This is a genomic window from Isoptericola sp. Y541 (genome assembly GCF_059445465.1).
In genome coordinates this window covers 52,783-65,800 of the sequence record NZ_JCAIUJ010000008.1, presented here as the reverse complement: position 1 = coordinate 65,800, position 13,018 = coordinate 52,783, and the positions used below count along the sequence as shown (strand labels likewise).

The 13,018-nt window shown below is 74.6% G+C and carries 12 protein-coding genes; 4 read left to right on the top strand and 8 right to left on the bottom strand.

The window, feature by feature from the left end:
* The first annotated feature begins 33 nt into the window (after positions 1-33).
* Both AC1C2V_RS16715 and AC1C2V_RS16710 read left to right on the top strand, forming a co-directional pair.
* Positions 34-1,317 carry a sensor histidine kinase gene (locus AC1C2V_RS16715; RefSeq protein WP_495390771.1) on the top strand — a complete coding sequence of 428 codons (1,284 nt, stop codon included), beginning with the start codon at positions 34-36 and terminating at the stop codon, positions 1,315-1,317.
* Positions 1,305-1,946 carry a response regulator transcription factor gene (locus tag AC1C2V_RS16710; protein WP_495390770.1) on the top strand — a complete coding sequence of 214 codons (642 nt, stop codon included), beginning with the start codon at positions 1,305-1,307 and terminating at the stop codon, positions 1,944-1,946. Before AC1C2V_RS16715 ends, AC1C2V_RS16710 begins: the two co-directional genes overlap by 13 nt.
* 19 nt (positions 1,947-1,965) lie before the next feature.
* Here the strand turns inward: AC1C2V_RS16710 and AC1C2V_RS16705 are convergent, their stop codons facing one another.
* The 7 genes from AC1C2V_RS16705 to AC1C2V_RS16675 all read right to left on the bottom strand — a co-directional run bounded on the left by AC1C2V_RS16705 (position 1,966) and on the right by AC1C2V_RS16675 (position 9,512).
* Positions 1,966-2,661 carry a response regulator gene (locus AC1C2V_RS16705; protein WP_495390769.1) on the bottom strand — a complete coding sequence of 232 codons (696 nt, stop codon included), beginning with the start codon at positions 2,659-2,661 and terminating at the stop codon, positions 1,966-1,968.
* Entirely contained in the window at positions 2,658-4,061 is a 1,404-nt protein-coding gene (locus tag AC1C2V_RS16700; RefSeq protein ID WP_495390768.1) for a sensor histidine kinase, read from the bottom strand. Before AC1C2V_RS16700 ends, AC1C2V_RS16705 begins: the two co-directional genes overlap by 4 nt.
* 43 nt (positions 4,062-4,104) lie before the next feature.
* On the bottom strand, positions 4,105-4,926 hold the full coding sequence (locus AC1C2V_RS16695; protein WP_495390767.1) for a hypothetical protein: 822 nt from the start codon (positions 4,924-4,926) through the stop codon (positions 4,105-4,107).
* 8 nt (positions 4,927-4,934) lie between these two features.
* The gene (locus AC1C2V_RS16690; protein ID WP_495390766.1) at positions 4,935-5,744 is read right to left on the bottom strand and encodes an ABC-2 transporter permease; all 810 of its coding nucleotides are present in this window, start codon (positions 5,742-5,744) and stop codon (positions 4,935-4,937) included.
* On the bottom strand, positions 5,741-6,472 hold the full coding sequence (locus AC1C2V_RS16685; RefSeq protein ID WP_495390765.1) for an ABC transporter ATP-binding protein: 732 nt from the start codon (positions 6,470-6,472) through the stop codon (positions 5,741-5,743). Before AC1C2V_RS16685 ends, AC1C2V_RS16690 begins: the two co-directional genes overlap by 4 nt.
* A gap of 171 nt (positions 6,473-6,643) precedes the next feature.
* Complete coding sequence (locus tag AC1C2V_RS16680) at positions 6,644-8,788, bottom strand: S9 family peptidase (RefSeq protein ID WP_495390764.1); 2,145 nt, start codon at positions 8,786-8,788, stop codon at positions 6,644-6,646.
* Between the two features lie 61 nt (positions 8,789-8,849).
* On the bottom strand, positions 8,850-9,512 hold the full coding sequence (locus tag AC1C2V_RS16675) for a DUF4097 family beta strand repeat-containing protein (RefSeq protein WP_495390763.1): 663 nt from the start codon (positions 9,510-9,512) through the stop codon (positions 8,850-8,852).
* 232 nt (positions 9,513-9,744) lie between these two features.
* Here AC1C2V_RS16675 and AC1C2V_RS16670 point away from each other — a divergent pair, with 232 nt between their 5' ends.
* Positions 9,745-10,515 (top strand): GbsR/MarR family transcriptional regulator, encoded by a 771-nt coding sequence (locus tag AC1C2V_RS16670; protein ID WP_495390762.1) that lies wholly within the window; start codon positions 9,745-9,747, stop codon positions 10,513-10,515.
* 45 nt (positions 10,516-10,560) lie between these two features.
* Complete coding sequence (locus AC1C2V_RS16665; protein WP_495390761.1) at positions 10,561-11,430, top strand: DUF3800 domain-containing protein; 870 nt, start codon at positions 10,561-10,563, stop codon at positions 11,428-11,430.
* A gap of 562 nt (positions 11,431-11,992) precedes the next feature.
* Here the strand turns inward: AC1C2V_RS16665 and AC1C2V_RS16660 are convergent.
* On the bottom strand, positions 11,993-12,916 hold the full coding sequence (locus AC1C2V_RS16660) for an SDR family oxidoreductase (RefSeq protein ID WP_495390760.1): 924 nt from the start codon (positions 12,914-12,916) through the stop codon (positions 11,993-11,995).
* Positions 12,917-13,018 lie beyond the last annotated feature (102 nt).

The window sequence follows — 13,018 nt, the reverse complement described above, 5'->3', positions numbered from 1 at the left end:
GGCGACACGGGTCGATCTCGGTAGGGTCGGCCCGTGACTGACGCGGCCGGCAGAGTCCCGCGGCCGGACGCCAGGACAGCAGCTGCCGGGCAGGCGCGTGCCGTGCGCTACCTGGTCGGGGACCTGTTCGCCGGCCTGGTGGCGCTCGTTCTCCTGGCGACCTCGGTCGCCGTCCTCGTGCTGTCCGTCGTGGGGGTGGGGTTGCTCTTCGTCGGTCCCGTGGGCCTCCTGGTGCGCCGGTGGTGCGACCGGGAGCGGACCCGCGTCGGGCGGGTGCTCGGGAGGCCGGTCGACTCGCCCTACGTCGGCGAGCCCGGTGCGCGGTTCGGTGCGCGGTTCGCCGCGGCGCGTGCCCATGCCGCGTCGGGGACCCTGGCCCGCGACGCGGGCACGCTCGCCCTTCGCGTGCTGGCCGGCCTGCCGCTCGGCGCGGCCGCCATCGCGCTGCCCCTGTTCGCGCTGAACTACGGCCTCGTCCCGTTCTACTGGTGGGCGCTCCCCGAGGGGGAGTCCGCCGTCATGTTCGCGGTGACCTCGTGGCCGGCGGCGGCTGCCTCGGCCGCGATCGGCGTCGCCGCCTTCGCCCTCTGGGCGACCGCTCCCGCGGTGGCGAGGGTCGACGCGAAGGTCGCGGCGACGCTGTTGCTGCCGAGCCCGGCGCAGGAGCTGCGCCGCCGCGCGGAGATCGAGAGGGTCCGCCGCGAGTCGGCCGTGTCCGCCCATTCCGCGGAGCTGCGACGGATCGAGCGGGACCTGCACGACGCGGCGCAGAACCGCCTGGTGGCGGTCGCGATGTACGTGGGCATGGCCCAACGCCAGCTCGAGACCGGGTCGGGAGACCCCGGCGCCTCGCTGACCAAGGCCGGCCGCGCCGCGACCGATGCCCTCGCCGAGGTGCGGCGGGTGATCCACGGCATCTATCCGCCCCTCCTCGCCGAGGAGGGGCTGGTCCCCGCCGTGGGGTCTCTCGTGGACCAGAGTCAGATCCCCGCCAGGCTGCACGTGGACGGGCCTGCACCCACCCCCGCCTCCGTCGACGCGGCGCTCTACTTCTCCGTCGCCGAGCTGCTGACCAACGTCGCCAAGCACAGCGGCGCACGAGAGGCGACTGTGGAGCTGCGCTGGAAGCCGGTCGGACAGGTTCCGTGGGTGACGGCGGTGGTCGGCGACGACGGCAGAGGCGGAGCCGACCCGAGCGCAGGCAGCGGCATCGCGGGCGTGGAGAATCGCGTCAGGGCCCTGGGGGGTTCGCTGCACGTGACCAGCCCGCCCGGCGGGCCGACCAGGATCGAGGTGAGCTTGCCGTGCGAGTCGTGATCGCCGAGGACGACGCACTGCTTCGTGAAGGGCTTGCGGCGCTGCTGCGCGCCGAGGGCATCGAGGTCTCCGCGGCGACCGACACGGCGGAGTCCCTCGACGACCTGATCGCCGCGCACGACGCGGACCTGGCCGTCGTCGACGTGCGGATGCCGCCCACCTGGACCGACGAGGGTCTCCGGGCGGCCATCGAGATCAGGCGCAGCCGGCCCGGCTTCCCTGTCGTCGTGCTCTCCGCCCACGTCGAGCCCGCGTCGGCGGGTCAGCTGCTCGCGGAGGGTGCCGGTGCGGTGGGGTACCTCCTGAAGGAGCGGGTCGCGGCCGTCGGGGACTTCATCCACGCGGTGCACCGGGTCGCCGGCGGGCACACCGCGCTGGATCCCGAGGTCGTCAGCATCCTCATGCAGCGCCGCCGCAGCCCGCTGGCGACGCTCACCGCTCGCGAACGGGCCGTCCTCGAGCTCGTGGCCCAGGGCGATCGCAACGGGGAGGTCGCCGCGAAGCTCTTCGTCTCCGAGGCGGCGATCTCCAAGCACATCCGCAGCATCTTCGACAAGCTGGGCCTCCACGCCGAGGATGTCGGTCATCGACGAGTGCTCGCAGTCCTGTCCTACCTCCGGGAGAGGTAGCACCTCGGGCGGCGCCTCGTCAGGCCGGGGGCTTCGCCGTTCCGCCGACGAGGCCGCTCTCGTAGGCGACGATCACGGCCTGCACGCGGTCCCGCACGCCCAGCTTGGCCAGGACGTTGCCGACGTGGGTCTTGACCGTCGTCGCGCCGAGCACGAGGCGCTCGGCGATCTCGGCGTTGGACAGGCCCTCGGCGACGCAGCGCAGCACGTCGAACTCGCGCGGGGTGAGCGTGCGCAGGCGGGGGTCGAGGTCGTCGGCGGGGCGCCCGGCGTCAGCGCCGGTGCCGGTCGGCAGGTGCGGGGCGAACAGGTCGAGCATGCGGCGCACGACGCGCGGCGCGACGACGGAGCTCCCGGCCGCCACGGCGCGGATCGCGTCGACGAGCTCGTCCGGCCGCGCGTTCTTCAGGAGGAACCCGCTGGCCCCCGACCGGAGCGCGGCGAACGCGTACTCGTCGAGGTCGAACGTGGTGAGCACGAGCACGCGCGACGACGGGTGCTGGGCGACGACCCGCCGCGTGGCCTCGATGCCGTCCATGCCCGGCATGCGGATGTCCATGAGCACGACGTCGGGGTCGAGCGACGCCACCTGATCGAGCGCGACCGCCCCGTCCGACGCCTCGCCGACCACCTCGAGGTCCGGCTCGGACTCGATCACGAGGCGGAACCCCATCCGCAGCAGCGCCTGGTCGTCCACGAGCAGCACCGTCGTCATGCGCGGTCTCCTTCTTTCGCGGCATCGTCGTCGGCGTCATCCCACGGCAGGACGACGCGCACGCGCCAGCCGCCCTCGGGGCGGGGTCCCGCCTCGACGTTGCCGCCGAGGATCGCGGCGCGCTCGCGCATGCCGAGGATGCCGCGGCCGGACCCGCCGCCGGTGCCGGGGCGGGTGCCGCCGTCGTCCAAGACCTCTATCTCGACGGCCGAGGCGGTGCGACGGACGACGACCCGGGCCGACGGGGTGCCGGGCGCGTGCCGCAGCACGTTCGTCAGCGCCTCCGGCACGATGCGCGCCACGGCCAGGCGGAGCGACGTGTCCTGCGGCAGCTCGACGTCGAGGCCCGTCGCCGTGACGGGGACGCCCGCGGCGCGGAAGCGTTCGACGACGCTGCCCAGGCCGGTCACCTCCGGCTCCTGGCGACCGTCAGACCCGTCGGCCCCGGCCGCCACGTCGTCGTCCGGGCGGGGTTCGAGGACGCCGAGCACCCGCTGCAGGTCCGACAGCGCCTCGCGGCCGGTCCGCGACAGCTCGCGCAGGGCCTCGCGGGAGCGGTCGGGTACGCGGTCGAACGCCGCGCCGGCGCCGTCGGACAGCGCGACCATCACCGAGACGCTGTTCGCGACGACGTCGTGCATCTCGCGCGCGATGCGGGCGCGCTCCGAGACGCGGGCGAGCGCGGCGCTCTGGTCGCGGTCCTGGGTCATCGTCTGGTAGCGCCCGACGACCTCCTGGGCGTAAAAACGGCGGGCGCGCGCCACCGACCCGGTCGCGAGGCCGAGCGCCACGAGCGCGAGCAGGAGCGCCGCCGAGATCATCCGGCGGCCCGAGGAGAACGGCGGTGCCTCGAGCTGCCGGCCCGGGTCGCGCCCGTTCGGCAGCCCCGTGCTCCACATCAGCATCTCCGCGAGGCCGACCTCCTGCCACCACCACAAGGCGGGCACGACGACCAGGAGGACTGCGCCGGACGCGATCCAGGCGGTGCGTGCCGGCCGGGTGGCCGCGACCGTGTACAGCGCGCAGGCGAGGCACAGCCCGAGGACGCCGAGCACGCCCGCCAGGCCGAGCGAGGCGACGGCCAGCACGGTGAGCGCCGCCGTGGTGCCGAGCGGCCACCGCCGACGGACGGCGAGCAGCCCCGCCCCCAGGACGGCACCGACGAGCCACACGGTCGGGACGGTCCATGCGACGGCATCGCCAGGCCGGTACAGCCCCAGGCTGGTGGACCCCTCCACGGTCTCCAGGCTGATGGCGGCGGTGACGAGCCCGACCAGCAGCACCGCCCCGACGAGGGCGGCGTCCGCGCCCCGGGGATGCGCGGCGACCAGGCGCCCCACCGGCCCCTGCCGCTGCACCTGCCCCGCCGTCAGGGCGTCGGCAGTGCGCGAGGTCGTCACGTGCCCCACTCTCCCACCGCGCGCCGCGACGGCCGACCCGCGCTCAGGTGACGTCATGACGCCGCAGCCGGTACGCGGCCGCGGCGAGGAGGCCGACGACCCACAGCAGGAGGACGAGCCCCGCGCCGCCGGCCCCGACATGGGGGCCGAGGGTCGTCGCGTCGAGGGAAGCGAGCCCCGCGTCGTCGAGGAGCAGCCGCCCCCCGGCACCGGGCAGGAGGGTGCGCACCGTGTCCGTGACCTGCCCGGGGTTGGTCGCGAGCAACTGGTCGACGACGACGAGCAGCAGCACCGCCGCGACGAGCGCGGCGGCCGGACGGCGCAGCAGCGCCCCCAGGCCGAGCCCCAGCAGCGCGACGCCCGTCAGGGAGAGGACGAAGCCGGCCAGGACGCGCGCGGTCTCGCCGTCCGCGAGGTCGACGGCCAGCTCGGCCGTGGCCCGCGGGCCGGCCGTGACCAGGAACGACGCCGCGACGGCGAGCGCCGCGGTGACGAGGGCGACGACGGTCGTGACGACCGCCTGGGCCGCGAGCACCGGCAGCCGCCGCGGGACGGCGGTGAAGGTCGTCGTGGCCGTGCCGGTGCTGTACTCGCCGGTGCCGACCAGCACGCCCAGCACCAGGGACCCGAGCTGGGCGAGCAGGTAGCCGGAGACGACGAGCGAGGCCCCCGACCGGCCGTCCCCTGGCCGCACGAACATGCCGAGCGCGAAGGCGAGCCCCGCCGCCGCGACGACGGTCCCCAGGGCGATCCACAGGCTCGAGCGCAGGCCGGTGAGCTTGGTCCACTCCGCGGCCAGGACGCGGGCGAACGAGACCCGGGTGCCGTTTCGGTCCACGGTGCCGTCCACCGTGCCGTCTACCATGCCGGACCTCACGTCAGGTCACGGGTGCGCAGCCGGAGCGCGGCCGCGGCGAGGGGGACGAGGATCCAGGCGGCGAGGACGAGCCCGCCGCCCCAGGCGCCGAGGTCGGGGGCGCCCTCGACGCCGCCGACCCCCGGCGTCATCGTCAGCAGCGTCCCCGCGCCGAAGGGCAGGAACGTGACGACCGTGTTCACCGCGTCCTGTGCGGGCGTGCTGCCCGACGCCGCCATCTGGCCGGTGGACGCGTCCGCCGCGAGCATCAGCGCGGTCGGCAGCACCAGGACGAGGGCGATCGCGGTGACCAGGGCCGGGACAGCGCGCCGCAGGAGCGCCCCGACCGCCAGGCCGACCAGGGCCAGCCCGACGAGGAAGAGCACCGTGCCGATCAGCACCTGGGGCGTCCCGTCCGCGGCGAGGTCAAGGGCGATCCCCCGCGACCGGGCGGACGGCAGCAGCCCGATCACTGCGGCCGCGACGGTGAGCACGGCGAGGACGAGCGTGAACGCGGCCGTGGCGATGGCCTGACCGGCGAGGACGGGTAGGCGCCGCGGCACCGCCGTGAACGTGGCGCGGAACGTGCCGGTGCTGAACTCCCCGGTCCCCACGAGGACCCCCAGGACCAGCGGGCCGACCTGGGCGAGCGGGAGACCCGCAGTGAGCGAGTCGAGCGGGATGAAACCCGGGTCCACGGACGAGGCGCTCGCGGCCGCGGACGTGAGAACCCCGGACACCACCACGGTCGCGACGGCGATCCAGAACGGGGAGCGCAGGCTCGTGAGCTTGGACCACTCCGACAGGATGAGGTGTGAGAGCGTCATGCCGCGTCACCGCCCCGGTACTGCACGGAACCGGCGGTCAGCTGCAGGTAGGCGTCCTCGAGCGAGCCGCCGCCGGAGCCGTCCACGATCTCCTGCACCGACGCGTCCGCGAGCAGCCGGCCCTGGCCGATGACGACCACCCGGTCGGCGCACAGGGCGAGCTCGTGCATGAGGTGCGAGGAGAGGAGGACGGTGCGCCCCTCGGCGGCGAGGTCGCGCACCAGCCCGCGCACCCACAGGATCCCGTCGGGGTCGAGCCCGTTGACCGGCTCGTCGAGAATCAGCGTCCCCGGGTCGCCGAGCAGCGCCCCCGCGATCCCGAGCCGCTGACCCATGCCGAGGGAGAACGTCCCCGCCCGGCGCCCCGCGACCGACCCGAGGCCCGTCATCGCGATCACCTCGTCGACGCGGGACCGGGGGATGCCGTGGGTCCGGGCCTGCGCCAGCAGGTGGCGGAACGCCGTGCGCCCCGGGTGCACGGAGCGGGCGTCGAGCATGACGCCCACCGAGCGCAGTGGCGCGCGGAGGTCCGCGTACTGCCGGCCGTCGACCGTCGCGGTGCCCGACGTCGGCCGCTCGAGGCCCACGATCATCCGCATGGTCGTCGACTTTCCGGCGCCGTTGGGGCCCAGGAACCCGGTCACCGTCCCCGGCCGTGCGCTGAATGTCAGCCCGTCCACCGCCGTCGTGGACCCGTAGCGCTTCACCAGCGCCTTCACCTCGATCATGCATCCTCCTGACGTCCCTGCTGCGTCGCCGCCCATGCGGCCTTCCGATGCCTACGACGCTAGGGACAGCCCGGGGGTCTGCAGCACCTGCCGGCGGACGAGATCGGCGGTCGGTCGTCCTCCTCCGCAAGGACGAGGACGACCGACCACGGGACGACCGCGGGCCCTCGCTCAGGCGAACATCTCGCCGAGCAGCTCGGGGTCGAGGGGGATGGGCGCGGGCCGATAGGCAGGCGGCTGGGTGCCCAGCAGCTCGCGCACCAGGAAGTCCCAGCAGCGCGTGCGGACGTACGCCAGGGAGTCGATGAACATGTGCTCGGCACCGGGCACGACGAACATCTCGAAGTCCTTGCCCGTCGCGACCAGCCGGTCGGCGAGCCGCAGCGTCTGGTCCGGGTGGACCCGGTCGTCCATCTCGCCGTGGATCAGCAGGAGCCGGCCCTCCAGCCGGTCCGCGATCTCCACGTTGGACGTGCGGGCCCAGGCCTCCGAGGCGTTCGCGCCGTCGTAGGCCTCCACGAAGTCCAGGCTGAAGCACCGGGCGTCGTGAGAGCCGGACAGGGCCACGCCCACCCCGTACACCTCGGGGTGGTCCAGCATCGCCCGGGCGGCGGCGAACCCGCCCCCGGAGTGGCCGAACGCGGCCACCCGGCCGGTGTCCATCCACGGCCGGGTCGCGGCCAGCTGCTGCAGCGCCGCGACGTGGTCGTCCAGGCTGCCCGCGTCGGCCAGGTGGCCGTAGGAGGCGTCGTGGAAGGCCTTGTCGCGCCCGGGGGTGCCGCGCCCGTCCACGGCGACCACCACGAAGCCCAGCGCCGCAAGAGGCTCTGCGTCCAGGCCCATCCCGCCGGGGTCGAAGCACGGGTCCACACGGTTGACCTGCGGGCCCGGGTAGAGGGTGTCCACCACGGGGTAGCGGCGCGCGGGGTCGAATCCCCGCGGCCGGTACAGCACCCCGTAGACGTCGGTGACGCCGTCGGCCGCCTTGACGCGGAACCGCTCCGGCGGCGTCCAGCCCGCGGCCTCGAGCCTCGAGACGTCGGCCCGCTCCAGCTCGACCAGCACCCGACCGGACCAGTCGCGCACGCGGGTGACCGGCGGGGTGTCGACGGCGGACGCGGAGTCGATGAAGTACTCCCCGCGCTCGGGCAGGGTGACGACGTGGTCCAGGTCGTCGTCCGTGACCGCCGCGAACCCGGTGCCGTCCAGACCCACCCGGCACACGGTGCGCCGGTACGGGTCGGACCCGACCAGCCCGGAGGCGGTGAAGTACACCACCCGCTCGGCCTCGTCCACGTGCAGGATCTGCCGCACGGCCCACGGCCCGGACGTGACCTGGCCCAGCAGGTCGCCGGTGCGCAGGTCGTACCGGTACAGGTGGCCCCAGCCGTCCCGCTGCGAATACCACAGCACCTCGTCGGCCAGCACGCGCACGATCGGCAGGTCGTACAGCCACTGGTTCGGCTCCACGCGGGTGGGCCCCGACTCGCTGAGCACCACGGTGACCTCGCCCGTGGCCGGGTCCATCCGGTGCAGGGCGAGCGTGCGGCGGTCGCGAGGCTGGCTCAGGTAGTACACCGCCGAGCCGTCCGCGGCCCACCACGCCCAGCCACCCATGACGGGCGACACCATCGGCGTGAGCAGCGGCTCGGCCTGGGCGTGCACCGCCGTGCCCGCCGCGACGTCCAGCACCACCAGCTCGGACCGCGGCACGGCCTCGTCGCCGGCGTAGGCGTACCGCTGGGCGTGCATGCGCGGCGGCCCGCCGTCGGCCGGCCGGGCCTCCACGAGGTGGGTCTCGCGGACGTCGCGCTCGTCGGTCCGGTGCGTCAGCACCCGCGTCGAGTCGGGCGACCACGCCACCGCGGGCGGTAGGTGCGGCAGCCCGAACTTGCGCAGCAGGGTGCCGTTGCCGAGGGCCTCCGGGCTGGTGCCGTACCCGTAGGCGGGAGCTCCGTCGGTGGTCAGCGCCCACTCGCGGTCGTCCGTGAGGGAGCACGCCCACAGGTCGTGCCCGCGCCGGGACACCGCGAGCTTGCCGTCGGGCGACGACACGTCCAGCGGGTTGCCGGACGGCGGGGTGGCCGCGGTCGATGCCGCGAGGAGCGGTGCGGGGTCGGACACCTCCTCGCGGGTGCCCGCCGCCGGGTCGACCAGCACGAACTGCTTCTCGGCGCCGGTGCTCACGGCGTACCAGAAGCGGGTGCCGTCGTCGATCCACCGCGGCCGGACCTTGTCCCCGACGACGAGCTCGCCGGGGCTGAGCGGTCGGCGCAGGAGCTTCTCGGCGGCCTGGTAGTCGTCGGTGATACTCATGTTTCGAGTCCCTTCGTGGAGCCGGTGGGCGGTGCGAGTGCGGTGCGAGGGGTGGCGCGCGTCAGACGCTGCGGGCGGTGATGTTGCCGTATGCGGTGGTCGCGCGGACGTCGAGGTCGGCGGTGCCGGTGTTCTTCAGCGAGTTGTGGACCCGGCCGTAGGCGGTGCCGGCGTCCAGCGAGGCGGACACCCCGGCGGCGGCCGCGATCGACACGTCGCCGGCGTCGGTGCGCAGCACGACCGTGCCGCGCACCGCCTCGGCGACGCGGATGTCGCCCTTCGACGTGCTGATCTCCGCCGGGCCGCCCAGGCGGCCGACCGTGACGTCGCCGGCGAGGACGGCGAGGCGGGCGCTCGCGGCCTCGTCGAGCGTGATCGCGCCGTGTGCGAGGTCGACGTCGACGTCGCCGAGCCGGCCGACGCCCCGGATCTCGGCGCTGGCGACCTTCGCCTCGACGCGGGACCCGGCGGGCAGCTGGACCGTGACCTCGACGGCCCCGGTGGCGCCGACGGGCCGGTGCTTCACCGGGGTCGTGACCCGCAGGGCACCGTCGGCGTACTCGACGGTGGTCTCCGCCGCGGACTTCACGTCGCGGCTCCTCGACGGGTCCGCCGGGAGCACCTCGACCGTCGTGTCGGCCCGGTCGGCGGCGATGATCTGGACGCGGCCCGCGGGGACGTCGAGGGAGAGGGTGATGGCGGTGGGGGTGTCGAAGGTCTGCATGGTGCTCAGCTCCTGTGGCTCGAGGCTCGGTGTTTCTGATACCGGAAACGCTATGTTGCGTTTCAACTGGATGGCAACAGTGTTGTTGCGTTCGAGCGTTATCTACGCAGGTCAGAGTGCATTAATCATTGCAACCAGCCTGCGCGGAATGCAACAAGCGAGCGTCGTCGCGTTGCAATGAATCGGAAGTGAACGCTAGCCTGGCCGCCCACGGGAGCAACGAGGAGGCACCATGCCCGGAGGCAGGCTCACCCAGCAGGAACGCCGGCAGATCGCGCTGGGCCTCGCCGACGACCTCGCCTACGCCGAGATCGCCCGGCGGCTCGACCGCCCCACGTCGACGATCACGCGCGAGGTCATGCGCAACGGCGGCCCCGGTTCCTACCGTGCCGACCTGGCCCAGCACTCCACGGAACGCCGCGCCCACCGGCGCCGGCAGGCCGTGCCCCGCCGGTCGGCGGCGCCCCTGGCCGCCCACGGGCGCGACCCCGAGGCCGTGCGGGAGCTCGAGGAGACCTTCACCGCCCTCTTCATGCAGTCGGGCCTGCCCCGCATGGCGGCGCGCGTGCTGACCCACCTCTACACGACCGACGCGGGCAGCCTCACCGCGTCCGAGCTCGTCCAGCGCCTGCAGGTCAGCCCGGCGTCCGTCTCCAAGGCGGTCACGTTCCTCGAGGGCCAGGGCCTCGTCCGCAGGGAGCGCGCGGAGGGGCGGCGCGAGCACTACGTCGCCGACAACGACGTCTGGTACCAGTCGATGATCGCCGCGGCCCGGTCCAACGCCCAGCTCGCCGAGACCGCACGGCAGGGCGTCAGCGTCCTCGGGCGTGGCACCCCGGCCGCCGTCCGACTGGAGAACACGGCCCGCTTCATGGACTTCGTCGGCGAGAGCATCGCTCGCGCCGCGGAACAGGCCCGCGAGATCCTCTCCACGGACGTCGAGACGCCGCCGGGGGGTCCGCCGCCGCCGGAGGCCGGGGCCGGCGCGACCGCCGCGAGCTAGGGAAACCGCTGGTGGTCGGGCCCGCGCCGGTCCACGATGGTGCGCATGCCCGACCCGGTGCACGTCGTCGAGATCGCGTGCGACGAGTCGGGGTTCTCCGGGACGAACCTCCTGGACCCCGCCTCGCCGGTGATCACGCACGCCGGTGTCGACCTCACCGTCGAGGAGGCCGCCGAGCTCCTCGCCACGCTGCGGTCGCGGTTCGGCCATCCGCGAGCGCCGGAGCACAAGTCCGCCGCGCTGCTGCGGCCCGGGCAGCAGCGGACCGTCGACTGGTTCCGGGGCGCGCTCCGCGGGAGGTCGCACGTCCACGTCGTCGACAAGCGCTCCTACGTCGCCGCCCGGGTGGTCGAGCTGCTCGTCGACGAGCCGTCGTACGGCGCGGGCACGCGGCTGGGCGACGACCACGCCGACGCCGTGGCCACGCTGCGGGAGCGCACGCCGCTGCTCGCGGCGTTCATCGCGATGACGCACACGAAGCATCGCCGGCGCATCGAACCCGCCGCCGTCGACCGGTTCCTCGCGACCGTGCCCGCCGACGTCCCGGCGCTGCGCGGCGTCACGAGAACGAGGGTCGAGCGCGTCCTCGAGCGGCTGCTCGCCGGCGACCCCGCCATCCCGCCCCCGCTCGAGCCGCTCATCCCCGCGGTCGCGGAGACGGCGCTGTGGTGGAGCGCCGGACGGCGGTCGGTCGCCGTCGTGCACGACGAGCAGAGCGCGCTCACGCCGCAGCGCATGGCGCGCCTCGCGGCCTACCTGGCGCGGGAGGTGTCGCCGGCGCCGCCACCGCTGCTCGGCGTGCGGCAGGTCGACTCTCGGCACGACCCGCGCGTGCAGGTGGCCGACCTCCTGGCCGGTCTCGCCCGGCGGGACGCGACGACCGACCCGGCGGCCGCGCTTCTCGAGAAGCGGTGACGGTTGACCGGGAGGCGGCCGGCAACATCGTCGACAACGTCACCTGGTCCGAGCCCGGCGACGACAACAACCCGGCCGGGCCGGACCCGGAGTGCACGACGTCGAGCTGCAGGTCTCGGACGGGTCGTGCGAGGCGCAGGAGCCGGCCCCGGGGCGGACGCGATCGTCGCGGCGCACCCGCACCCGGTCGGCGCCGCGCGCCGACAAGCCGTCAAATGCCGGGGGCAGCAAGAAGCCCGCGGGCTGGAGGTCGAACCTCCTACCGTGCTGGACGAGGGCACGGCACCCGCGGGCTCCGGTGGTCGCGAGAAACTCGCTACCCGTCCCGCGCGCCCACCGGGCTCGACGACCTGATCGCCGGGTCCGGTAGCGCGAAACGCTCAAGGGCGCGCGCGACTAGCGCGCGACCACCTCATGGGTCCGAAGAGTCTTCACTACTCCGATCACCTCCTTTCTCATGTGCCGATGACGCTACGCCGGGTCCACGGGGGAGGCCAAGGGTTTTCCTCAGGGTGAACGACGGGGCCGTCGAGGGGTGACCGGAGGGCGGTCGGAGGCCCGGTCAGCCGCGCCGCAGGTGCGCCCACTCGCCGGGGTAGTCGTCGAGCCACTGCGCCAAGGAGCGGGCCGGGCGGCCCACGAGGCGGCCGACGTCGTCGGAGACGTGCGCCAGCTCGCCCGCGGCGATGGCGGTGTAGGACGAGATCCACCCGTCCACCTCGAACGGCGCCGCCCCGTACCCGGCGCGGGAGGCGTACGCCTCCTCCTCGGTCTCCGGGTGGTAGGTGATGTCGCGCCCCGCGGCCCGGCCGAGCGTCGCGGCGACCTCGTCCAGCGTGAGGGCCTGCGGCCCGGTGACCTCGTAGGTCGCGCCGTCGTGCCGCGCCGGCCGCTCGTCGAGGATGACGGCGGTCGCGACGTCGGCCACGTCGTCGTGCGAGACCGCCGCGACCCGCCCGTCGCCCGCCGGGCCGCGGATCACGCCGTCGCGCCCGACGAACATGCTCAGCGCGTGGTGGTAGAGGTTGTCGCGCAGCACCGTCCAGCGCAGGGCGGACCGCTCCCCCACCTCGGCCAGGTGCTGCTCGGTGCGCCAGTGGTCGCGGGAGAACGTGAACACGGCGTCCGGCGCCGCGCCCGCGAACGACGTGTAGACGAGCCGCTCGACGCCGGCCGTCACGGCGGCGTCGACCATGGCCGCGTGCTGGGCGACCCGGTCCGGCGCCTCGCGGGCGCTCACCAGGAACAGGGTGCGCACCCCGTCGAACGCCGCCCGCATCGCGTCCGTGTCGCGGTAGCCGTCCGCGACGGCGACCTCGCACTCCGGCAGGGCGCGGCCGTCGCTGAGCCGCGGCGCCCGGGCGGGGTCGCGCACCACCAGCCGCTGCCGCGCGCCCTCCGCGGCGAGGCGGAACGCCAGCCGTGACCCGAGCCGCCCGCTGGCCCCCGTCACGGCGACCAGACCGTCCGCCGCCCATCTCGCCATGGCTCACGGTAGGCACGACCTCGCTGGTTGAGCCTGTCGAAACCGGATGGAGACGGCCGGCCGGCCGGGTCAGAATGGTGCCGTGACTGCCACCCCGTACCG